General features: G+C 44.0%; 19 protein-coding genes and 6 tRNA genes. 16 read left to right on the forward strand and 9 right to left on the reverse strand.

The window, feature by feature from the left end; all coding sequences use genetic code 11:
* The first annotated feature begins 15 nt into the window (after positions 1-15).
* From NM125_RS11400 to omp85, 4 genes are all read left to right on the forward strand, one after another.
* Positions 16-1,500, forward strand: a complete 1,485-nt coding sequence (locus NM125_RS11400) for a monovalent cation/H+ antiporter subunit D family protein (protein ID WP_255135057.1) — start codon at positions 16-18, stop codon at positions 1,498-1,500.
* A 2-nt stretch (positions 1,501-1,502) separates the two neighbouring features.
* The gene (locus NM125_RS11405) at positions 1,503-1,718 is read left to right on the forward strand and encodes a hypothetical protein (protein WP_255135058.1); all 216 of its coding nucleotides are present in this window, start codon (positions 1,503-1,505) and stop codon (positions 1,716-1,718) included.
* Positions 1,708-3,435 carry a Na(+)/H(+) antiporter subunit D gene (locus NM125_RS11410; protein WP_255135059.1) on the forward strand — a complete coding sequence of 576 codons (1,728 nt, stop codon included), beginning with the start codon at positions 1,708-1,710 and terminating at the stop codon, positions 3,433-3,435. Before NM125_RS11405 ends, NM125_RS11410 begins: the two co-directional genes overlap by 11 nt.
* Before the next feature lie 132 nt (positions 3,436-3,567).
* On the forward strand, positions 3,568-4,716 hold the full coding sequence (gene omp85, locus NM125_RS11415; protein ID WP_255135060.1) for an Omp85 family outer membrane protein: 1,149 nt from the start codon (positions 3,568-3,570) through the stop codon (positions 4,714-4,716).
* Between the two features lie 415 nt (positions 4,717-5,131).
* On the opposite strand, the gene nuoK is transcribed toward omp85, so the two are convergent.
* The 3 genes from nuoK to NM125_RS11430 form a co-directional block, all read right to left on the reverse strand.
* Positions 5,132-5,434, reverse strand: coding sequence for an NADH-quinone oxidoreductase subunit NuoK (gene nuoK, locus NM125_RS11420; protein WP_255135061.1), 303 nt, complete (start codon positions 5,432-5,434; stop codon positions 5,132-5,134).
* A gap of 2 nt (positions 5,435-5,436) precedes the next feature.
* Entirely contained in the window at positions 5,437-5,955 is a 519-nt protein-coding gene (locus tag NM125_RS11425) for an NADH-quinone oxidoreductase subunit J family protein (protein WP_255135062.1), read from the reverse strand.
* Between the two features lie 103 nt (positions 5,956-6,058).
* On the reverse strand, positions 6,059-6,865 hold the full coding sequence (locus tag NM125_RS11430; RefSeq protein ID WP_255135063.1) for an undecaprenyl-diphosphate phosphatase: 807 nt from the start codon (positions 6,863-6,865) through the stop codon (positions 6,059-6,061).
* A 76-nt stretch (positions 6,866-6,941) separates the two neighbouring features.
* On the opposite strand from NM125_RS11430, the gene NM125_RS11435 reads away from it, so the two are divergent.
* Entirely contained in the window at positions 6,942-7,943 is a 1,002-nt protein-coding gene (locus NM125_RS11435; RefSeq protein WP_255135064.1) for an AAA family ATPase, read from the forward strand.
* A gap of 357 nt (positions 7,944-8,300) precedes the next feature.
* Here NM125_RS11435 and NM125_RS11440 read toward each other — a convergent pair whose 3' ends face one another.
* The 3 genes from NM125_RS11440 to cmk form a co-directional block, all read right to left on the reverse strand.
* The gene (locus NM125_RS11440; RefSeq protein ID WP_255135065.1) at positions 8,301-8,738 is read right to left on the reverse strand and encodes a hypothetical protein; all 438 of its coding nucleotides are present in this window, start codon (positions 8,736-8,738) and stop codon (positions 8,301-8,303) included.
* Between the two features lie 158 nt (positions 8,739-8,896).
* Positions 8,897-10,900 carry a 30S ribosomal protein S1 gene (rpsA, locus tag NM125_RS11445; RefSeq protein WP_255135066.1) on the reverse strand — a complete coding sequence of 668 codons (2,004 nt, stop codon included), beginning with the start codon at positions 10,898-10,900 and terminating at the stop codon, positions 8,897-8,899.
* Positions 10,901-10,958: 58 nt separating this feature from the next.
* Positions 10,959-11,627 (reverse strand): (d)CMP kinase, encoded by a 669-nt coding sequence (gene cmk / locus NM125_RS11450; RefSeq protein ID WP_255135067.1) that lies wholly within the window; start codon positions 11,625-11,627, stop codon positions 10,959-10,961.
* Positions 11,628-11,755: 128 nt separating this feature from the next.
* Between cmk and rpsT the strand changes: the two genes are divergently transcribed.
* From rpsT to NM125_RS11465, 3 genes are all read left to right on the forward strand, one after another.
* Complete coding sequence (rpsT, locus tag NM125_RS11455; RefSeq protein WP_255135068.1) at positions 11,756-12,007, forward strand: 30S ribosomal protein S20; 252 nt, start codon at positions 11,756-11,758, stop codon at positions 12,005-12,007.
* A gap of 12 nt (positions 12,008-12,019) precedes the next feature.
* The gene (gene gpmI, locus NM125_RS11460) at positions 12,020-13,540 is read left to right on the forward strand and encodes a 2,3-bisphosphoglycerate-independent phosphoglycerate mutase (protein WP_255135069.1); all 1,521 of its coding nucleotides are present in this window, start codon (positions 12,020-12,022) and stop codon (positions 13,538-13,540) included.
* Between the two features lie 140 nt (positions 13,541-13,680).
* The gene (locus NM125_RS11465) at positions 13,681-16,266 is read left to right on the forward strand and encodes an ATP-dependent Clp protease ATP-binding subunit (protein ID WP_255135070.1); all 2,586 of its coding nucleotides are present in this window, start codon (positions 13,681-13,683) and stop codon (positions 16,264-16,266) included.
* Between the two features lie 170 nt (positions 16,267-16,436).
* On the opposite strand, the gene NM125_RS11470 is transcribed toward NM125_RS11465, so the two are convergent.
* Positions 16,437-17,522 carry a hypothetical protein gene (locus NM125_RS11470; protein ID WP_255135071.1) on the reverse strand — a complete coding sequence of 362 codons (1,086 nt, stop codon included), beginning with the start codon at positions 17,520-17,522 and terminating at the stop codon, positions 16,437-16,439.
* 120 nt (positions 17,523-17,642) lie between these two features.
* Between NM125_RS11470 and NM125_RS11475 the strand changes: the two genes are divergently transcribed.
* The 8 genes from NM125_RS11475 (at position 17,643) to NM125_RS11510 (ending at position 20,696) form a co-directional block, all read left to right on the forward strand.
* Complete coding sequence (locus NM125_RS11475; protein WP_255135072.1) at positions 17,643-18,686, forward strand: NAD-dependent epimerase/dehydratase family protein; 1,044 nt, start codon at positions 17,643-17,645, stop codon at positions 18,684-18,686.
* 4 nt (positions 18,687-18,690) lie between these two features.
* The gene (locus tag NM125_RS11480; protein WP_255135073.1) at positions 18,691-19,968 is read left to right on the forward strand and encodes a glycosyltransferase; all 1,278 of its coding nucleotides are present in this window, start codon (positions 18,691-18,693) and stop codon (positions 19,966-19,968) included.
* An 80-nt stretch (positions 19,969-20,048) separates the two neighbouring features.
* Positions 20,049-20,122: transfer RNA gene (locus NM125_RS11485), tRNA-Pro, on the forward strand.
* Between the two features lie 64 nt (positions 20,123-20,186).
* Positions 20,187-20,260 (forward strand) — tRNA-Arg (locus tag NM125_RS11490).
* Between the two features lie 22 nt (positions 20,261-20,282).
* Positions 20,283-20,353: transfer RNA gene (locus NM125_RS11495), tRNA-Cys, on the forward strand.
* 54 nt (positions 20,354-20,407) lie between these two features.
* Positions 20,408-20,480: transfer RNA gene (locus NM125_RS11500), tRNA-Glu, on the forward strand.
* 9 nt (positions 20,481-20,489) lie between these two features.
* Positions 20,490-20,563, forward strand: a tRNA-His gene (locus NM125_RS11505).
* Between the two features lie 60 nt (positions 20,564-20,623).
* Positions 20,624-20,696, forward strand: a tRNA-Glu gene (locus NM125_RS11510).
* A gap of 91 nt (positions 20,697-20,787) precedes the next feature.
* On the opposite strand, the gene NM125_RS11515 is transcribed toward NM125_RS11510, so the two are convergent.
* Both NM125_RS11515 and NM125_RS11520 read right to left on the reverse strand, forming a co-directional pair.
* Positions 20,788-22,860 (reverse strand): amino acid permease, encoded by a 2,073-nt coding sequence (locus NM125_RS11515; RefSeq protein ID WP_255135074.1) that lies wholly within the window; start codon positions 22,858-22,860, stop codon positions 20,788-20,790.
* A gap of 567 nt (positions 22,861-23,427) precedes the next feature.
* A complete protein-coding gene (locus NM125_RS11520; protein WP_255135075.1) occupies positions 23,428-23,835 on the reverse strand; it encodes a hypothetical protein in 408 nt (135 codons plus the stop codon).
* Positions 23,836-23,851 lie beyond the last annotated feature (16 nt).

Here is a 23,851-nt window from a genome sequence, read left to right on the forward strand (position 1 = left end):
ATAGATAAATAAACGATGGATCTTACGTACATCCCTTTATATGCTGTTCTTGTATCGCTGGCTGCGGTGCCGTTCATCTTGCTGAGTTCGAAGAAACCGAACCTTCGCGAGTTCTGGACCATCCTGGCCGGGGTCATCAAATTCCTGTTGGTACTCACGTTACTTCCCTCAGCCCTTCAGGGAAATACCATAGAGCTGGAGCTGCTTGAGATCGCCCCGAATCTCCCTCTCGTGCTCAAAGCCGATACCTTCGGAGTATTCTTTGCGCTCATTGCATCTGGATTATGGATCTTTACCTCCTTCTATTCCATCGGCTACATGCGCGGTCATCATGAGAAAAAACAGACCCGCTATTTCGCCAGTTTTGCCATATGTCTGAGCTCTACCATCGGTATTGCCTTTTCCGGCAATCTGTTGACCTTCATCATTTTTTATGAGATGCTGACGCTGGCGACCTATCCCCTGGTTATTCACAGTGAGACCAAGAAAGGAATTGCTGCCGGCCGCAAGTATCTGACCTATACGTTAACCGCCGGATTACTTTTGATTGCTGCAGCCGGGATCACCTATTCCCTCACAGGGACACTTGATTTTCAGGCCGGCGGAATCTTTGAAGGCGTTGAGCTTTCTCAAACCATGGCAGTGACTATTTTCATCCTTTTTCTCGGAGGTGTTGGGGTGAAAGCAGGTATTATGCCGTTGCATAGCTGGCTTCCATCCGCGATGGCGGCTCCAACCCCCGTTAGTGCTTTATTGCATGCCGTAGCCGTGGTAAAATCCGGTGTATTTGGGGTGATCCGTGTAGTCGGATTTATATTCGGCCCGGAAGTTATGGCTGAATTCGGCCTGAATGAAATTCTGATGGTACTGGCCGGAATCACCGTATTGGTGGCTTCCCTCCTCGCTTTTGCCCAAGATAATTTAAAACGACGACTGGCATATTCTACCGTAGGGCACCTTTCCTACATCGTACTGGGAGTTGCTCTGCTAACCGAGACAGGCTTGATCGGTAGTATTATGCATATTTCCTTTCATGCCACCATGAAGATCACCCTCTTTTTCTGTGCAGGGGCCATCATGGTGAATCTCCATAAAAAGAATATCAGCGACCTGAACGGAATCGCCAAAGTAATGCCGTGGACCATGGCCGCGTTTGTAATTGGGTCGATGGGCCTGGCAGGAATTCCCCCTGTAAACGGTTTTGTAAGTAAATGGTACCTCGCCTCCGGAGCATTGGAAGGCGGAATGCTTATCCCTGTCATTATATTAGTAGTCAGTGGTTTATTAAATGTGGGATATTTCTTCCCGATCATTCACCGTGCATATTTCCGAAAAGGAGGCCCTGAGTTGGAAGGCCATACGGAAGCTTCACCATTTATGGTGGTTCCGTTGTTTGGTACAGCCGTTCTCTCCATCTTATTCGGTTTGAACCCTGACCTCTTCTTTAACTTTTTTGATATGGCCACTTCGGTAGCATCCACAATTTTTAATCCACTGTAATTATGAAAAACTGGCACTGGATAGCACTTGGTATTTTACTCATTACGAGCTTAATCCTCGAGTTTACGTATCTCGCGGATTACGCTTCTCATTGGTGGAACCATGTCCCGGCATTTTATGCACTTTGGGGCGGACTTGGATGTGCAGCTTTGATTTTCATTTCCAAAGGATTAGGTAAAATTTTCATCTTAAGCGACGAAGACTACTATGATGCTTGAGCTTCTTTCTGTACCTGCTGTGATACTTATTTTAGGAGCTTTTGTGCTTCCACTGATACCGGAGCGTTTCCGAAGTATAGCCTTTATCACTTTCCCATTGGTTGCACTCGTAATGGTCTGGACCATGCCGGAAGGGAATCTTCTTCAAGTGCCTTTTGCAAGTTATGAATTAGATCTTTTAGCCGTTGACGGCCTGAGCCGAATATTCGGAATTATCTTTGCATTAATAACTGTAATCGGTGGAGTATATGCGTTCCACATTAAAGATCTTGGACAACAGAGTTCAGCCCTTGCCTATGCCGGGGGTGCTTTAGGGGTTACTTTTGCCGGAGATTTCTTCACTCTTTTTATTTTTTGGGAAATCATGGCCGCGGCTTCCTCTTACCTGATTTGGGCCAGAGAAACCAAAGAATCTGCCAAAGCAGGAATGCGCTACCTGTTGGTTCACATTTTTGGCGGGGGACTATTATTCACCGGAATTTTATTGCACCTGAGCAGCGGTGGCTCTTTATACATAGAAAGTATTGAACCTGCTTACACTGCAGCAAACATTTTTATGTTACTGGGTGTGGCTTTGAACACAGCCGTTCCCCCACTTCATGCATGGCTTGCAGATGCATATCCCAAAGCGACTATAACCGGTGCAGTATTTATGTGTGCACTTACCACCAAGTCTGCCGTTTACGTTATGATCCGCCTTTTTCCCGGCTGGGAGATCCTGATCTGGGTTGGTGTGATTATGGCCATCTATGGTACTATTTATGCCCTACTCGCTAATGATATCCGCGAGATTCTGGCCTACAGTATTATAAGTCAGATAGGGTATATGGTAACGGCAATAGGGATTGGAACAGAATTGGCGCTGAATGGAGCAACGGCTCACGCCTTCAATCACATCATTTATAAGTCTCTGCTTTTCATGGCGGCCGGAGCTGTTATTCATGCTACCGGAACCAGTAAGCTGAGCGAAATGGGTGGATTTGCCAAAAAAATGCCATTGATCGTTGGGCTTTATATGATTGGAGCGCTATCTATTTCAGGGATGCCCTTCCTGAACGGTTTTGTAAGTAAAACCATGATCTCAGGAGCACTTGGAGATGCACATTTAGAATGGCCTATTTTACTCTTACTTATAGCTACCATTGGAACCTTCCTTCATACCGGACTTAAACTTCCATACTTCACCTGGTTTGCTGAAAAGAAAACTGATTTTGAAGTTTCATCCATCCCAACCAATATGAAAGTAGCTATGGGACTGGGCGCTTTATTTTGCATTCTGTTTGGCGTGGCTCCACAGCTACTATACAGCCAGCTTCCATATCCAACCGACTTCCAGCCATTTTCTATCTATAACTTTGTAGAGATGACACAAATACTTGTTTTAGCATTTGTTGGATTCTGGTTCCTGAAAAACCACCTCAATATATCTTCTACCATTTCACTCGATACCGATTGGTTTTATCGCCGACCTGCAGGTGTAGTTCGTACGGTCTTTGTTGAGTTTCCTAATAATCTTTTTGGCCTTGCTGAAACATTTTCCCTGCAAATTGCTGACAGGCTTTCAGGTCTTTCCGAAAACCCAATCAAGGTGCTGCTTCCCTCATTTGTCTTTAGTGGCAGAGAGATCAAATCAGACGGTTTTACTGCATCTATGAGTGCTGCTCTTGCTTTTATTTTGTTTGGATTTATTGTAGCTGCATTATTTGTATTACTTTGAGGTTAATACCTGCCGTTTGCCTTTATCCTCGCAATTCTTTTTCGGTATAATCTCTGCTTTCTTTTTTCATCATTAAAACTGGTTGTACAATAGTTGAACATTTCCATCAAACATAAATTCTACCTTTGCCTGTTGCTTTTTTTTGTTGGTTTGATCCCAAACTCACTCCTTCAGGCTCAGGCTCCAAGTCCGTCTGCACAAATTGCCGCACAGCAAGATAGTATCGAGTTCGCCTTTTTGCCCGCCATCGCTTACGACAGTGACCTTGGGGTGATTGCCGGAGGAATAGCCAGCCGGTACCATTATCGCGGAGATATGAAGCCCTTCTATTCTTTTTTGAACATGTATGGCCTCATCACCACCAAAGGATTGATCTCGGTATTCGTGGAATACGACAAGCCCCACATCTTCGGCTCTGATAAACGGTTTTATACCGAGACTTTTGTATCGCGGTTTACCGGTAATCAGTATTACGGGATTGGGAATTATGGCAAACTACCTGATGCGTTAAAAGACAGTAGCGACTATTACTTCTATAACTCCTTCTCCCTCGGCTTTGATATCATGTTGCGGAAGCCATGGCTGCAAAAAGCGAGTGGCAAACAGCTGGATGTATATGGAAAAGCCGTATTTGAATATGAAACTCCGTGGGGTAATGATGATGCTCAGTTATTGGTCGCAGACCAACCCAAGGGCATCAACGGCTCCCATATTTCGGCGCTGGGCGGAGGTGTTGTCTGGGAAGGACGCAATAATGAATTCAACCCCACAACCGGAACCTATGCCCGCGCAGGAGCTGAGATTGGAAGTAAACTAATTGCCAGCTCCTACAATTACCTGCTGCTTGAAACGGACACCCGTGCTTACACTTCATTCACCCTTCTGCGTGAAATCACCTTTGCAAACCGGCTCTCATTTAAACACACCTCCGGAACGGTACCCTACTGGAAAATGCCGGCCTTGGGTGGCGGAGATATGATGCGTGGATATCCCGAGTACCGATTCCGGGATGACAACTCTGTCCTGCTGAATTCAGAATTAAGAACCTGGCTTTTTGAAATTCCGTCTATCACCTCGAAGTTCGGTGTATCCTTATTCACCGACATCGGCCGGACGTTCCCGAATGGCGAATCTGTTGATACCATCGTAAACGACCTAAAATATACATACGGTTTCGGTATTACTGCATCCTTCTTCACGGAAGACTTCATACTCAGAACAGATGTCGGATTCTCAGAAGAAGAGTATGGAATCTATGTCACCGCCGGATATTTATTCTGATTGAGTTTTTTTTTGGAGAGTCTCTAAGTTCGATACTTTAGTATTCACACCCAGTATGAGTTAAAAAAGAAAGAACCTCCAAGCGTCCGTAGGACCTTGGAGTGTTCGCCGGTCGTTTAAGCTCACCGATATCCAGCCAAGCCAACGCAACGCTTCCAGGACCTGCGGACGCTGAAAGGTTGTTTTTAATGAGTACCAAGATGATTCGCGTATCCATCACAAATGGTTCAATTGTCGCCCGACTGGTCCAACTGGTTCAAACGTCCGCTTGGACCAATTAGCAATTTCCTTCCCCTGCCTTCAGTAACTCTTCCATCTTTCTACAAACTTATCTACATAAAAAAGCCCTCCTGAAATCAGGAAGGCTTTAACCAAAACAACACAAAAGGTTGTTGTGTCGTATAAAATCGGTTTACTACCAGCGCAGTAAGTTAATCTTGCCAACATCCACCGTAAGGTTATTCCGGAAAATGGCAATGATAATAGCTAACCCTACCACAGCTTCAGCAGCTGCTACAGCCAGGGCAAAAAATACAAGCACCTGACCGTCAATATTTCCATGGTGGCTGGCAAAAGAAACCAGCGATAAGTTCACGGCATTCAACATCAGTTCCACACACATAAAAATTACAATGGCATTACGCCGAACCAGTACACCAATAATACCAATGGTGAACATGATCGCACTTAATCCTAAAAACCAGTCAATTCCAACCATAATTAAATCTCGTCTGTTCTTTTAATTTTATGCTGTGCAATCATCAATGCCCCAACTACGGCTGCGGTAAGTAAAACGGCCGTCAGTTCGAATGGCAGCAGGTAATCGGTGTAGAGCACATCACCAACAGCTTCCACCGTTCCTATAGTAGCCATCTGCTCGGAAATTTGTGGGAGCATGTCTGTAACTCCGGCAAGGCTGTAAAAAATTTGCCCCATCACTACCATTGCTAATAAAAACGTCAGCAAATATTTCACGCGGAATTTGTCAAATAACTTCTCTTCATCTTCCACATTCAGTAACATGATTACGAACAGGAACAATACCATGATGGCTCCGGCATATACCAGAATTTGAATAACCGCCAGGAACTGAGCATTCAGTATCAGAAAGATTCCGGCCAGTGAAACCATGTTCAAAACAAGGAACAAGGCACTGTTTACGACATTTTTGTTGATGACCATAGCCAGGGCAGAACCAATGGCTAAGACTGCTAACATGATGAAAAAATAAACGATCATAAATAATCTGTTTTGTGAGCGCCAAAGGTAGCCATATTTGCTTCCGGCTTCAAGAACTGACGGCGCTATTTTTTCGATTTAATGAATTTTATTCCAAAAAACATCAGATAATGAAGTAGATGAGTCCGGCACCGCCTACCAACCAGCAGTAATATGAAAAATAATGAAATCCTTTTTTCTTGAGTATCATGATCAGGTACTTCAATGCAAAATACCCGGAAATAAATGAGGTCAGGAATCCAACCACCAGGCTTATCATTTGGGCGTCACTCACACCTACTTCCATCATCTCCTTGAACTGAAGCAGCATGGCTCCGGCTATTACCGGAATCACCATCAGGAATGAAAAGTTGGCGGCTTCTTCCCTCTTCACTCCTAAATACAAAGAGACTGAAATGGTTGAGCCGGCTCTGCTCACACCGGGAATCATGGCAAAGGCCTGTGCCAATCCAATTATAAAGCTTTTGGGAAGATTAATGTTTTTCGTAGTGTCTCCGGCAAATCGGGTTAGAAACAAAATCAAGCCGGTTACCATTAACATGATTGAAACCAGCAAGGGATCCATAAATATTTCTTCGATATAATCTTTCATAGTGAATCCAATTACCATGGCAGGAATCATACTCACCAAAATGAAACCGATCAGTTTTACCTGAGGATCTTCCTTCTTCTGAGTCGGTGCTTTCAGAAATCCTACTCCCGACATCAGTAAATCTCCCAATAGTTTCCGGTAGTAGAGCAGAATGGCGCACAAGCTCCCAAAGTGAACTACGACCTCGTAGGTAATGCCGGCTTCAAGGTCACCGCCCAAAATGTATTTACCTAATACTAGATGCCCCGAGCTGCTGATAGGAAGAAATTCTGTGATTCCCTGGATGAGTCCTAATAAAAAAGATTGTAAAACGTCCATTTATTATATTTGTTCACTTTTTGAAGGCGAGAAAATAATCATATCATCAGCTAATACTAAAAAAAGAATTTACGAAATGAGCGAATACGCAATTGACATGGAAGCGCTGGGCGAGAAAATCGAAAAGAACAGCGCCTTTATTGAAGACATTCGAAAAGAGTTAGACAAAGTTATTATCGGGCAGCGGTATATGATTGACCGGTTGTTGGTGGGGTTATTGACCAACGGACACGTACTGCTTGAAGGAGTTCCCGGCCTGGCCAAGACCCTGACGGTCTCCAGCCTGGCTACGGTTTTGGATACCGCTTTCCAGCGCATTCAGTTTACGCCCGACCTTCTCCCTGCCGACCTGATCGGTACGCTCATTTACAATCAAAAAGAAGCGGAGTTCCTGGTTAAAAAAGGCCCGATTTTCGCGAACATCATTCTGGCGGATGAGATTAACCGTTCTCCGGCTAAAGTACAAAGTGCACTCCTCGAAGCCATGCAGGAAAAGCAGGTTACCATTGGTGAGAATACTTTTAAGCTGGATGAACCTTTCCTGGTACTGGCTACTCAAAACCCTGTGGAACAGGAAGGAACGTATCCGCTGCCGGAAGCACAGGTCGACCGTTTTATGCTGAAGCTGAAAATTGACTACCCGACCGAAAAAGAGGAAATGTTGATTATGCGTCAGCAGGCCAAAACCGGCAAAAAGGAAGAACTAAATAAAGTGGTGAGTCCTGCCAAAATCTTAGAGGCTCGTGCTACCATCAACGAAATTTATATGGATGAGAAGGTGGAACAATATATCGTTGACCTGGTTTTTGCCACCCGTAAACCAAAAAACTACAACCTGGATGATCTTGAGGATTTAATAAGCTTTGGAGCCTCTCCGCGAGCCACTATCAACCTGAACCTTGCCTCCCGGGCGCAAGCTTTTATGGAGCACCGTGCGTACGTTACACCGGAAGATGTGCGGACTATAGCGATGGATGTATTAAGGCACCGCATTATCCCTACTTTTGAAGCGGAAGCCGAGGACATCACTCCGGAAGATATTGTGACGAAGATCATGAACAACGTTCAGGTTCCGTAGGAATATTGAACATTCAACATTGAATTCAGAACATTGAATTTTAAGGGCGCCGGTTGGCGCCTTTTTTTATTCAATGAGTCATCGCGAGGAGCCCACATGCCTACCTTAAATCTCTTAGTATTTCGACGTGGCGATCTCCCTGTTCTATTTCTGACACTTTTTTAATTAACTAACCCGTTCTACTCCCCGAAAAATTCAAAAATCGGACGTTCGGTCCATCAGTTAATCGCAGTTCTTGTTGATTTGTGAAAGATCGAACGACCGATTTGCGAAGGACGATATTAGCTAGTTTCAAAGGTTCATCGTCCTAACTCAGTTCGGAAAGCATAAATTTCGATACGAGTATTAAATCAATCCCTAATATTGAATCGTAATATCTAAGTTTGGCAAATAAACTAAACTTTCATTCTTGTCCCAGATCATTTTTTCATAACTATGACCATAAAATTTTGACGGTACTTCAATAGTATATTCTTTAAGTATCGTAAACTTTGAAACATCAACTGAAAAACCTTCATCCCAACTGTTTTTACTTATGACGCTTAAACTTTCGGCATCACCTTCAACAGCTAACCTCATTAACGAGTCCCTCTGTAAATAGATCTTACTAAGAGAATCTGGAATACTATATAATTGGAAGTGAACTTTATTTAAATCCTCTCCTATGTTTTCTCCAAAAGTAGCATAATTCTTAAAATCTTGTGAAAAAGAGGCAACAACACCACCATTAAAAACATCATTTCTACTACATGAAGACAGTAAAATTATTAGTAATACTCTCAATATAATTTTCATAGTACCAATTTTATCTAGTAACTAAGATTCACGCCTCCTAACTCAATCCGGGAAGCTTTGGCTTCCAATAATCATAATCTAAAAATTCTATTCCAATAAAAAAGCCTCGTTCAACTTAATGAACGAGGCTTAATAACTTTTAGAAAGCTATTCGAGAATTATTCTTCTTCGTCAGAAGATTCGTCCTCTGTCTCTTCAGCTTTTGCTTCATCCTCAGCCTCTTTCTTCTTGGCTTTGGCAGCATCCGCTTTCTTCTGAGCTTCGGCTTTCTCTTTTTCTTCCATGTCTTTCTTCAAAGCTGCTAGGCCTGACATTTCACCGAGTGTTGGAGCACCGGTTTCTGTGTTAGCACTTTCAACTTTTTTCTTGGCTTTCTTGGCTTTGTTCTTGTCAGAATCAAGCTGACTCAATTCGATGTTTTTGTTTCCTTCATCGAAGTTCAGAACAAATGCATCTTCAACTTTGTCGCCTTCTTTGTATTCGGCTTCGGTTGATTTGGCATAGCTTAAGAATGCTTCAGCACCTAATGGAAGTTTCACGAATACGCCTTTGTCGGTAGTTTTAACAACTTCACCTTCAACGGTGTTACCCGGTGCGTACTCTTCTGCATATTGTTTCCATGGGTTGTCTTCCACTTGCTTGTGGCCAAGGGTGATTCGACGGTTGTCGAAGTCAACACCAAGAATTACAACCTCGATTTCCTGATCTTTGTCAACCACTTCATTTGGATGGTCAACTTTCTCAGTCCAGCTCAGGTCAGAAACGTGAATCAAGCCGTCAATACCGGGCTCGAGCTCAACGAATACTCCAAAGTTGGTAAGGTTGCGAACAACGCCGGTGTGCTTGGATCCAACAGGGAAACGATCGAGGATGTCTGCCCATGGATCATCTTCAAGCTGCTTAACACCAAGAGAAATTTTCTTCTCTTCTTCGTTGATGTTCAGAACAATACATTCTACGATGTCATCTTTCTCAACTAACTGAGACGGATGCTTGATGTGCTGTGTCCACGACATTTCAGAAATGTGGATCAGACCTTCAACACCTTTCTCGAGCTCAATAAATGCACCGTAATCAGCGATAGAAACAACGCGACCCTGTACTTTATTTCCTTCAGGGAACTTCTCGTTGATAGCGTCCCATGGGTGTGGCTGAAGTTGCTTCAGACCCAGAGATACTCGTTTACTTTTCTCGTCAAAGTCGATAACAGCAACGTTCATGCGCTGGTCGAGCTGTACAATCTCGTGCGGATCGTCAACACGTCCCCAAGAGAGGTCCGTAATGTGAAGCAGTCCGTCAACACCACCAAGGTCGATGAATACACCGAAGTCAGTAATGTTTTTAACAGCACCTTCGAGAACCTGACCGGCTTCGATGGTTTCGAGAATTTCTTCACGCTGCTCTTCAAGATCAGACTCAATAAGAGCACGGTGAGATACAACCACGTTTTCAGCAGCCATATTCAGCTTAACAACCTGGAACTCCATGGTTTTGCCTACATAGGCGTCGAAGTCACGTACAGGTCGTACGTCGATTTGAGAACCGGGCAGGAATGCGTCGATGCCTAATACATCTACAACCATACCACCTTTAATGCGTCGCTTGATATATCCTTCAATAATATCACCATCGTCATGAGAAGCTTCAATTTTCTCCCATGCTTTCAGGATATCTGCTTTACGGCGGGATAGAATTAACTGTCCTTCTTTGTCCTCAACGCGATCAAGGAATACTTCTACTTCATCGCCGGGCTCCATTGCTTCCAGAGCTTCGTTAGAAAACTCATTTACCTGGATGATACCTTCAGACTTGAAACCGATATCTACAACAACGTACTTCTCATCTACTGAGACAACACGGCCGTGTACAATTTCTTTTTCTTCAATTTCATTGAGGGTGTCTTCATACATATCCACCATCTCATTGTACTCATCATCGGAGTATTCATCGGATGGACGCTGGAGGTCTTCAAGATTGTACACCTCTCCTTCCACGTCTCCGGAGTACACATGAGTCATTGTTTCTTTTCTCTCTTCAGCGGCTTGCTCTTCGGCTGTAGTTTCTTCTTGTACTTGCTCTTCCGCTTCAGCTACTGCTGTTTCCTCAGCCGTGTTTTCAGCTGTTTCTTGTTCTGCTTGTTCTTGTTTTACTTCGTCAGTCATTATGTTTGGTTATTGGTTTACCTCACAATTGACTTTCAATTGTGGGATAAGTTTATGGTTAATTGTTTTTCTGTGTTGATATCAATCGTTCTATTTTTTCACTGATGAAAGCGACTTGCTCCTCAAAGCTCATTTCGGATGTATCCACCAAAATGGCATCATCGGCTTTTTTGAGCGGATCAGAATCCCGGTTAGAGTCTTTCTCATCCCGCCCGGCAATGTTTTGCTTCACTTCTTCAAGCGTCACATCTTTGCCCTGAGCTTTCACTTCCTGATATCTTCGCTGTGCTCGTGTATCCAAATCGGCAACCATAAAAAACTTTAAGGCTGCGTCCGGGAAAACAGCGGTTCCTAAGTCCCTTCCATCGGCGATGTATATATCGCTTTTAACAACTTCGCGCATTAAATCATTTATATGTGCGCGCACATCCGGGTTAGAAGCCACCTCACTTACATGCTCAGAAACTTCCATGCTTCTTATCTGATCGCTAACATCACGACCATTTAAATACGCATGAAACTTTTCATTCTTGAAGTGAAAGCTAATCTCACTTTCTCTCAGTGTGTCAAAGAACTGTGGTAAATCTTTATTAACGTCCAGGTATAACAAGGTAGCAACGCGATACAACGCTCCGGAGTCAAGAAATTGAATCTGAAGGTTGGCCGCTACGGCCTTTGCTGTTGAACTTTTGCCCGATCCTGCGGGTCCATCAATTACCACTATCATAACAGATCAGCTAAATTAAACTTATCCTGTTAATTATTCAATCATTTCTTGTTTAATATTTTCATAACTCTTAATTTTGGTTTCTCGGAAAAATCCGGGGAAAAGATAATTTCAAAAGCATATTAGCAATGCCAATAACTGAACAAGCCAAAAAAAGAGTACGACAGGCTGAAAAACACAGAGATCATAACCGAAGCCGAAAGTCTAAAATGAGATCTTTGGTTAAGAACGTGTACGAGATTGAAGATAAAGCCAAAGCCGAAGAAGCTTTAAAAGAAGCTGTATCGTACCTCGACCGTATGAGTGTGAAGGGTATTATTCACAAGAATAACGCAGCCCGCAAAAAAGCTCAGTTAACTAAATACGTTAACAACCTATAAAGATATAGCTGGATGGCCAACGCCGAATCGAAAGCTCTACTCGTCATTTTAGATGGATTCGGGTTGGCTGAAAACCCAGATGTCAGCGCAGTGGATAAAGCTGACACGCCTTTCATCGACTCCCTTTTCCAAAATCATCCGCACGCCAAACTTTCTGCCAGTGGAGAAAATGTAGGTCTCCCCGATGGTCAATTCGGAAATTCTGAAGTCGGACACCTTAATATAGGTGCCGGCAGAATCGTATGGCAGGAACTTTCCCGAATCAATAAAGCCATTAAAGACGGTTCGTTCTTTGAGAACGAAGAACTGCTGGAGGCTGTAGAAAAAGCCAAGTCCAGGAACAAGATCCATATTATGGGTCTTTTTTCTGACGGGGGCGTTCACAGCCATAACGAACACCTGTTTGCTTTACTCGAGCTCTGCAAAAAGCATGGCATCGAAAATGTAAACGTGCATGCTTTCACCGATGGGCGTGATACCTCCCCTAACGGTGGAATTGAATACGCAAAAGAGTTTGAGGCCAAAGCACAGGAAGTTGGCGTTGGCCGGCTGTCTTCCATCATAGGAAGGTATTACGCTATGGACCGGGATAACCGCTGGGAGCGTATCAAGCTGGCCTACGACCTGCTTGTACATGGAGAAGGAGAGAAATTTGAGTCGGCCTCCAAAGGTTTTAAAGCTTCATACGAGGCAAAGGTATCCGATGAATTTATAAAGCCGATTTTGCTGGATGATAGCCCCGAATCACGCATACAGAAAGGTGATGTGGTGATTTTCTATAACATTCGTGGTGATCGGGCCCGTCAGATTTCCCGAGCTTTAAATGAAGACGGGTTCAGTGAATTTGAGGTGGAAGACCTGGATCTTCATTACACCACCTTTACTTCCTATGATGAAACTTTTGAGTTTGCACGGGTAGCCTATCCCCCGCAGGAACTCTCAAATACCATGGGTGAATGGATCAGTAATCAGGGACTGAGACAATTTCGAATTGCAGAGACGGAAAAATATCCGCACGTGACCTATTTCTTTAACGGCGGAGTGGAAACTCCGAACAAGGGAGAAGAACGAATCGTGATTCCAAGCCCGAAGGTAGCCACCTACGACCTTCAACCCGAAATGAGCGCAGAGCAGGTTGCGGACACTTTGTGCGAGCAGCTCTCAACTGAAAAACATCATTTTGTTGTGCTCAATTTTGCCAATCCCGATATGGTTGGCCATACCGGTGTGATGGAAGCCGCTATAGAAGCTGTAGAAACGGTCGATAAACAACTGGAGCGCGTGATCGAAACCGCAAACAAACACGGTTATCGCTCGCTCATAATTGCAGATCATGGCAATGCCGACTGCATGATTAAGGAAGATGGAAGTCCGCACACGGCGCATACTACCGCTCTGGTACCGGTTATTATTGTTAATTATCCGGAAGAAATCAGCTTAAGCGACGGAATACTAGCGGACGTATCCCCTACGCTCCTAAAGCTTATGGGGATTGAGCAACCAAAAGAAATGACCGGCAAATCGTTATTTTAATTTCAGCGATTCGCATTTAGTTTGCATTTACTTTTCCGCGCTACTACCTTCGAGTAGTAATGAACTAAAGCAGTGTTTCACACGTTTTTTTATCTGAATATTCACAGATTTATTTAGCAATTATTTAAGGAACTCGTCAGATGGAGGGAAATTTTTCAAGCAAAGTTCGAGATGTAATTCAGTTTAGCCGTGAAGAAGCTTTACGGTTAGGGCATGATTATATCGGAACGGAGCATTTAATATTAGGTATCGTACGGTTAGGTGATGGAGTGGCAGTCCGGATTCTCAAAAACCTGGATTGTGATCTTTTCAAACTAAAAAAGACCATTGAAGACACCGTTCGAGGAACCGGTGGATCTGTACAGGTTGGCAACATTCCACTCACCAAACAAGCCGAAAAAGTACTACGGATCACTTATTTGGAGGCTAAGCTTTACAAAAGTGATACCATCGGCACCGAACACCTTCTGTTGTCTCTCTTGAGAGATGATGAAAATATCGCTGCACAAATACTGCAACAGTTCAGCATATCTTACGATGCAGTTCGCGAAGAACTGGATCTTATCATATCCGGAAAATCTCGTGATGACCATAGCGATTCCTCGTCTATGACTGCGAGTGCTTCTACATCCAAAGGATCCGGTTCCGGATCAGGGAGCTCAAGGGAAAAGAAAATGGAAAAATCAAAAACACCAGTACTCGACAACTTTGGCCGTGACCTTACCGAGATGGCTGAAGAAGGTCGCCTCGATCCAATCATCGGTCGTGAAAAAGAAATTGAACGTGTGGCACAGGTACTGAGTCGCCGTAAAAAGAACAATCCGGTGCTTATTGGTGAACCGGGTGTTGGTAAAACCGCCATTGCTGAAGGACTGGCAACTCGCATCATAGAACGCAAAGTATCACGCGTTCTCTATGATAAGCGCGTTATTGCCCTGGATCTGGCTGCACTGGTAGCAGGCACAAAATACCGGGGTCAGTTTGAAGAACGCATGAAAGCGGTAATGACTGAACTCGAAAAAACAGACGATGTTATTCTGTTTATTGATGAACTTCACACTATTGTTGGAGCCGGTGGAGCAAGCGGATCGCTGGATGCATCCAATATGCTTAAACCAGCCCTTGCGCGTGGTGATGTTCAGGCTATTGGTGCCACTACCCTGAATGAATACCGTCAGTTTATTGAAAAAGACGGTGCACTGGAGCGGCGTTTCCAAAAAATAATGGTTGACCCGACAACACCGGAAGAAACCACAGAGATTTTAAATCAGATTAAACCCAAGTATGAGAAACACCACAGCGTTCGCTTCACTGATGACGCGATTGATGCGTGCGTGAAACTCACCGATCGATATGTATCCGATCACTTCCTCCCCGATAAAGCCATTGATGCTTTAGATGAAGCCGGGGCTCGTGTTCACTTATCCAATATCACGGTTCCGCAGAACATCATTGATCTGGAAGAGGAAATTGAGACCACCAGCGAAGAGAAGAACTCGATGGTGAAAAAGCAGCGCTTTGAAGAAGCTGCCCGTCTCCGTGATAAAGAAAAACGACTGATTGAAGAGCTTGAAGTTGCTCAACGCCAGTGGGAAAAAGAGTCTGAAAACATTGTTTATGATGTTAATGAAGAAGACGTTGCTTCCGTAATTGCCATGATGAGTGGCGTTCCTGTTAACAAAATCACCCAGAAAGAAGGCCAGAAACTGCTCAAGATGAAGAAAGAGCTGAGCGGCCAGGTGATTGGACAAGACGAAGCAATTGTGAAATTGACCAAAGCTATCCAGCGTACCCGCGCCGGACTGAAAGATCCAACCCGACCCATCGGTTCATTCATATTTCTCGGGCCGACCGGTGTTGGTAAAACAGAAATGGCCAAGGTTCTTTCCAAGTATTTATTTGATAAAGAAGACACACTCATTCGCATCGACATGAGTGAGTATATGGAGAAGTTCTCCGTTTCCCGACTGGTAGGAGCTCCTCCGGGCTACGTTGGATATGAAGAAGGCGGAGTGCTCACTGAAAAAGTACGCCGTAAGCCATATAGCGTTATTCTTCTGGATGAAATTGAAAAAGCCCATCCGGATGTATTCAACATCTTACTACAGGTGCTGGATGATGGAATCCTGACCGACAGCCTCGGCCGTCGCGTTGACTTCCGTAATACGATTATCATTATGACTTCCAACATTGGAGCACGTGATATACGGAATATGGGTAAAGGCATCGGTTTTGATACTGATGACTCTGCTTTCGATTACGCTAAGATGAAATCAACCATCCAGGATGCTCTTAAAAAGGTATTCAATCCTGAATTCCTGAATCGTATCGATGACGTGATTACATTCCGTCCGCTCGAGAAAGACGATATCTTCCAAATCATCGACCTGATGAATGAAGATCTCTTCAAGCGCATCAAGGAGCTGGGTTATGAAATTGAAGTGACCAAAGCTGCCAAGGAATTCATCACTGATAAAGGCTTCGATCAGAAGTACGGAGCACGACCACTGAAGCGTGCTATCCAGAAGTATATCGAAGATCCTTTAGCCGAAGAGTTGCTCGAGAACGAACATAATGAAGGTTCTCTCATCAAGATTAAGATGAACAACTCTCGTGACGGACTCGAGTTCGACTGGAAAGAAGCGGAACCTTCTGCCTCCAAAAGCGAGAACGGCGAAGAAGCTAAGGAAGAAGAGGATACATCAGAAAAGCCGAAAGAAGCTTAAGCTGAGATTCTTCTTAAAGAAACTAAAGCCGGTGCATAATATATGTACCGGCTTTTTTATTGAGTACACTTTCCGGAATTAATGCTTACTTGATACTAATTCTCCCAAGCCCGGATTAAGGAGATCGCGGGTCTAAGCCCGCGATGACGGTTCAGAGATATTAGATTAGATTAAAAACTAACGCTCAGGTTAAGCGCTTTACTCAATCCGGTTAAAGAATAGCTATTCGAACCGGTACGATCTAAGCTCACAGAAAGCAAATCAGAGATACCCAACTGCCCGTTGTAGTCTTGACGCTCAATGGCTCTTGCTTCTACATTGATGGCATGAAATTCCACTCCCGATAATACTGAACCGGCTATATCGGCGGTTAAGGCAATGATCGTGTTGTCTTGCGGTACATATTCCGCGAAATGGAGCATAGAACGGAAGCTCGTGCTTCCTTCTCTTTCTCCGTCAATCAAAGAATACACTCCCACCCTGCTATTAGATCGGATCGTTACAAATTCTCCATCTTTAGAAAACCTCAGATCAGCTACCGTCTGATTAAAGGAAAAAGTCTCAAGTTCATTTCCAAAACGATCCATCACATCAACTTTATCGTCTTCACCGTCTTTGTAAGAAACAACGGCTATAAACTGACCATCCTCAGAAACTTTAACGAAACGTATAGCACGATCTCCGCTGTAAAAAATATCAGTGGTTGTCCAGTTCGGCTTAACAATACGTGCACGGGATCCTTCGATCTGATCACGAACTATCTTGGGGTTATACAAAACCACGGTTTTAAAAGCAGGGTCGGCAGCCAGCTCTGAAACCGATTCACCTTCTGTACTTTGAGAGCTATTGGAAATCGATTGTTCAATGCTTCCCGATTCATCAAAAAACAGGAAATTGGCAATATTCTCGCGAACAATAAATCCGCCATTCGGCTTTACATAGACTTTTGCTGAATTGTCACCTGACTGAAGTTCATAAGCGGATGAATTATACAATTCCTTACCACCACCTTCATAAACGGTAATGCCGTTTATGCCCAATGCTCCGGATAAAGCCGTAAGGGAATTCAGGTCGGAAGAAGCAGCTCCTGATGTGAAACCAAGAGAGGTTTTGGTCATGCTGATTTGATGTCCGGCTACCGTAAATTCACCGGCACTGTTACTGCGGGTGGAAGATGATTCGGATATGCGAAGCGACTGTGAAAAAGCCGTAACAGAAACCAATGTAAAAACAATAAAGGGAATAGTATATTTCATGGGTGATTTTTGATTTAATGCACTGCAAAGAACGGGATTTTTCAACAATATTTCTTCTTTTTCAAAGGCTTTTTCTCAAAATTCATATCTTCAGCAAAAATCTGAAAACAAACTCTTTATATGGGCTATCATCTAATTACAGGCGGATGCGGATTCGTCGGAAGAAACTTTGTAAAACGACTTCACAAAACCACTGACGATACCATCTTTTTTATTGATGATTTATCCGTCGGCACTCACCCTTCTGACTGGCTTCCGGATGGCACTCCGGCCCGTAAAGAAAACGGACTCGAGTTTTTCGGGGATGATGAGCGCATGGTATTCCTGAAGCAGGATGCCCGCTATTTTATCCGGGCCATGCTGGATAACGAGAACCACATCAAAGACACTTACGGGCTGGACGTAACCCGTTTCAAAGATGTATTTCACTTTGCAGCCATTGTGGGTGGAAGAGCAAAAATTGATGGCGACCCCATGCTTGTGGCCCTCGACCTTTCTATTGATGCAGAATTCTTTCTGTGGGTATGCCGTCAAAAACCCAATCGTGTTCTGTATCCAAGTTCCAGCGCGGCTTACCCGGTTGACCTTCAAACCGAAGAAGATGCCATTGCACTGAGTGAAAGTGATATCGATTTCAAAAATATGGGTCAGCCCGATATGACGTACGGCTGGTCTAAATTAACCGGTGAGTATCTCGCGCACATTGCTGCTAAATACTATGGAGTATCTGTTACTTGCATCCGGCCATTCTCAGGTTACGGAGAAGACCAGGATCTATCCTATCCTATTCCGGCTATCGCTCGTCGTGCCGCTCTCAAAGAAGATCCTTTTGAAGTTTGGGGAACCGGACAACAAGGGCGCGACTTTGTGCATATTGAAGACGTAATGGATTGCACCCTCCACGCGATGGAAAGAATTACCGATGGCCGGGCTATTAATATAGGTAGTGGCCGATTGATCACCTTCCTTGAAATTATCGAGATTTTCACTGAATTCGCCGGTTATGATCCTGAAATCAAAAAATTACTGGATAAACCGGTAGGCGTACATTCCCGATATGCCGATATGAGCTACGTGAATGAAGAACTCGACTGGAAGCCCAAACTATCTCTGCGGGAAGGGATGCGTCGCGTTTATGACGTTGCCGTAGAAAAATACGCTTAAGCTGATGGCTAAAATTGTATGTTTCGGGCCGGGACCAAAATTTAAAGGCGGGATTTCCAACTACAACACCTCGCTGGCTAAAACGCTGGACAAAGATCCGGATAATGAAGTCCACATTGTTTCGTGGACCAATCAGTATCCGTCAATCATTCCACGGGAGTTTGTAGATAAATCCAGCCAATCCGATTTTCTGGAAGGCACGCGTATAAAGGTGAAGTATATCACCAACTACAACAATCCTTTCAGCTGGAAAGAAACGGCAAAATACATCAAATCGCTGAAACCGGATAAAGTCATTTTTCAATGGGCGATTTCTATTCAGGGAATACCCATGGGATCAATATCCAAATGGCTGAAGAAACATTGCCGGGCAGAAATCATTTTTGACTTACATTTTGTGGTTCAGAAAGAAGACAGCACCATCGATGAGCGACTCACAAAAAGAGGCATCAAACATGCCGACACCTATATCACTCACGCCTATAAAACGGTGGATGAGCTGAAGGCCCTTTATCCCAACCGAGATTTCACCGTCAATGAAACCGGCGAACGGTCGGAATCTGAAGCCACCACAGTGATTAAGCTATTTCACCCGGTTTATGACTTATATGAACCGGATCCCGACTTTGACACGGAAGCGTTCAAGAAAGAACTGGGCTTAAAGAAGCATGTTTTTCTTTTCTTTGGATTCATTCGAAAATACAAGGGATTACATAACGCCATTCGAGCCTTCAAACAAGTTGCCGATCAGCGGGATGATGTCTCTTTACTGATCTGCGGAGAAGAATTCTGGGCTACCCTGGATACGTCAAAAATCACCACAAAAATTAAGCGTGGTTTATTTGCTGTCGCTCAAAAGTTGTTTCTCAAGAACAAGGAAAGCGAACAGGATTACCGCCCCCTCCAACTGATTGAAGAATTAGGGTTAGAAGAAAGCACCGTGGTTAAAAACGAGTTCATCCCCAACGAAGACGTTAATAAATACTTTCAGGTAAGTGACTGCAGTGTGCTCTACTACCTCACCGCAACTCCATCCGGGGTGGAATCACTGACCTATAATTTTGAATTGCCCATTCTGGCCACCAATGTCGGACATTTCCCGGAAACCATTAAAGATGGTTTTAACGGTTACCTGGCTGAAGACGGCAATATTGACTCCATGGCAGAACAAATGCTTAAATTTATCGAGCATCCACTTCCTGCAGAAAATGTTCGGAAATCTGCTGAGAATATGAGCTGGGAAAACTACGTTACAGCTATCCTGAAAGATCTCCCTAAATAAATGCCAATTTTTAGAAAAAAGTAATTTATTCATTTGGCAACCGTCTGAAATAAGTCCTATATTTGGAGTCTTTCGAAGAACGGGGAGTGGCGCAGTCCGGTAGCGCATTCGCTTTGGGAGCGAAGGGTCGCAAGTTCAAATCTTGTCTCCCCGACTAAAGAAAGATTTTTCGGTTTTGTGATCGGAAAATCTTGTTTTTTTGACATATTGTAAGTTGAGCGCCCGTAGCTCAACTGGATAGAGCAACGCCCTTCTAAGGCGTAGGTTACAGGTTCGACTCCTGTCGGGCGTACTAGCTTTTAGCTTTTGCTTAAGGCGACATGGCCGAGTGGTTAGGCAGAGGTCTGCAAAACCTCGTACGGCGGTTCGAGTCCGCCTGTCGCCTCTAAAGAGGTTTACACAAGTTGCTCTTTTTTTGACTTATTGAATTTTTATTAATGCCGCGTTCGTCTAGGGGTCCAGGACGCCGCCCTTTCACGGCGGTAGCACGGGTTCAAATCCCGTACGCGGTACTATTAATGGAGCTCGTAGCTCAGTTGGTTAGAGCGCTAGGTTGTGGCCCTAGAGGCCGTGGGTTCAAATCCCATCGGGCTCCCTTTTATATTAGCTGTGGATTGACACATCATCCACGGTTTTTTTATGGACTTTATTTTATGCCGCGTTCGTCTAGGGGTCCAGGACGCCGCCCTTTCACGGCGGTAGCACGGGTTCAAATCCCGTACGCGGTACATACCACATAAAAGCCCTGTGAACTTCACTTCACAGGGCTTTTCTATTAGTGGTTTGCTCTTCCATCTTTCCACTTACTATTTATTTGGTTTAACTGCTCATCAGCTCTTTAATGTCATCCGGATCGCCTACCATCAGGAATTCATCTTCCTCACTGATTAGGGTATTTCCATGCGGGATGATGAGTTCACTTCCCCGGTAAATAATGGTGATCAAACTTGACCCCGGTAGGTTTATGTCACGGATTTTTTTACCTGCGAATTCCATGAGCTGCTTGCTTTCATTCACTTTCAACTGGATAAAATGACCTTCACTCAGCAAGCACTCCCTGAGTTCGCGTTTGTTACCGGATTGCATCCATCGCTTTTTGAAGCCGGATGACTGAACAATTTCAGCCAGATGCCCAACCAAACGGATATCCAATCCTTCCTCTTCTTCAGGGACCAAGAGAATGGCGTACATATACACATTGCCGTCAATTCCTGTTATTTCAAGATCCAGCGATTGCTTAATTCGGAAAACAACCAATTCAGGAGCTGAAACATTAGCCATCGCATGATGACTGCAAATTACCCCGCTGCTCAATTTATTGAAGCGATGCTTGTAGTTTTCAGTTAGCTCATTCAACAGCATCTTTTTTTCAACCTTCAGCCGGCCAGACAGAATTTCAGAGGCTTCTCTTAACAATTCATCCACTTTCGTGTTATCCGAATCCACATCTACAATAATGCTTCGGGCAATAGTTTCTTTGTATGAAAGATGTTCCCCGGTGTTTTTCTCGTTGAGGATGTTCAAAAGCTCGAGCTCTAGGTCATCGTACCTTTTCTTACCCAATCGCTCATGAACGTGAAATATGGCTCCTCTCCGGTTTATCTGGCCTTTTGTATAGTAGATGTACCAAGCCACGCACATCACAACAATAAAACCGGTAAGAGATACCGCGAGGATTCCCATTTCTGCTACCAACCAAACAGAGATTAACATCCCGGCAATTTGAACCCACGGATATAGCGGTGATCTGAAACCCGGCCGGTAACTGTTGATGTTACTTTCGCGCATTACGATAACCGCTAAACACATAAACCCAAACAGCAGAAGTTGAAACGCACTGGCAAGCTTGGCCACCGATTCCACATCAAAAATCAAAAGAATCAGGATCATACAAATTACCGTTACGATAATGGCATAGTAAGGAGTGCCCTGCTTACCGATATCGCTGAACTTTGAGCTCATAAGCTTATCTCTCGACATAGCGAAAGGATACCGTGAGGCAGACATAATACCGGCATTTCCGGTTGAGGCAAAGGCAGCAACAGCCGCAACCACGATGAGCAGCATGCCACCTGAACCGGGTAACCAGTTCATGAATTTTGCTCCTGCATCGGCTACTGGTGTCAGGCTTGAATAGAACTCTTCTGCCGTCAAAACCTGCTGCATTACATACACTCCGGCAACATAGATCAGAGAGGCGGTTGTGAGTGAAAGAATCATCCCGAGAGGAATATTCCGGTCCGGATTCTTCACTTCTTCAGCCACACTGGTAACCTTGGTAAGCCCGGCATAAGACACAAAAACCAGTCCTATGGTGGATATAAAACCATGCAGGCTATTGCTAAAGAATCCATCTTCAGAATCCGATATGCTGATATCCAACCCGGCAGCTGAGACTCCCTGTATGATGAAAAGCCCCATAATTATTACCAATACTGTGACCAATATTCTCTGAAGAAGTGTTGTTTCTTTCGCTCCAAAAATATTCAGGAACCCAAATATCAGAGTCAGTATAAGGGCGAGCATCGTAAATGAAACATCTACAAAAAGTGCCAGGTACGCTCCCATACCAATAAGAGCAAAGGAGCTTTTAAACATCAGGGCAACCCACGATCCTAACCCGCCAATGGTACCTACCATCGGACCCAGGCTTCGGTCCAGAAAGTAATAGGTTCCCCCCGATTTTGGCATAGCCGTAGACAATTCTGCAACGCTGAGCATGGCGGGTATAATCAGAATTCCGGAAGCCAGGTAAGCCAAATACACCGACTCCCCTGTTTGGGCTGCCGCAATTCCCGGAAGCAAGAAGAACCCGGAGCTGAACATAGCACCGGTACAGATGGCAAATACATCGTAGAGGCCAAGTTGTTTTTTAAGTTTATTATCAGACATAGTAAACACCTAAAATTTGCGGGCGTACGTACCCACTAATAGTTTTTATTTCTTAGTTCGTTTGATGGAAGATGTTGACCGTTCGTTGATTGGTAACAGCTTATTATTCCTTTCGAAGATATTTTTCCTCAAATGAAATGCGTTACAGAAGCAGTCGGGATTAGATTAGCCGAAATAGCGTTCCAAGAATCCCTGAAAATGGTAAAAAAAGCTGGTGCCCAAACTTAGGAAAAGGATCTGGCAAAGATAAGAATGGCACGAACCTTTCAGCTTAAGCTGATGACTTTTTGGACAAAATGAATATAAGTGAACCGATACTGACGTAGCCATTGGCTGTTAATTTTAAAAAATTGCAGTTTAGCTAAATCAGGAGCAAACCTTATTCTGAATCCAACAGATGAGTTGACGCCCAATAATGAAGACGCTCCTTATTTATGATGAAACTAAATAACGGAAAAATATATTACCTGACAAGTGTCAGTTTCTACATTTTGATGCTTTTAACAAAAAGTTAATACATCAACTGCCTGTAAATGACTGATTTTACATTCTTATTTTCAGATAATTTCAGTTTTTCTTCAGCTCTAAACCAAGATAGTAGCGCATTGGTTCACTTTGCCCTGACTCACCATACACAAACAACTGATAGGTGTATTTTCCTTCATCAAGAAAATCTTCCCCAACGTAATCGATCGGTTGCAATATGGCTTTCTCTCCATCAATTTCTGATTCGATGTAAGCGTAGCGATAGGCTTTATTCACCTTTCGGTAGTCGCTGCCCTGAGCCGGGTCTAATGTTCCATAACTCACTTCTTCGTCAGGAAATGAAACCCTGATATTTTCGAGGGTGTACTCCGATGAATTTTGTATCCGGATCTGTACATCTTTATTGGAATCAAAGATGCTTCCGTCACACCCGGCCATCAGGATAAACAGGAATGTTGAAATGAAAAGCAGATTACTTTTTAGGTTCATAAGTGTGGTGATTGAA

The sequence above is a fragment of the Gracilimonas sediminicola genome (assembly GCF_024320785.1).
GTDB lineage: Bacteria > Bacteroidota > Rhodothermia > Balneolales > Balneolaceae > Gracilimonas > Gracilimonas sediminicola.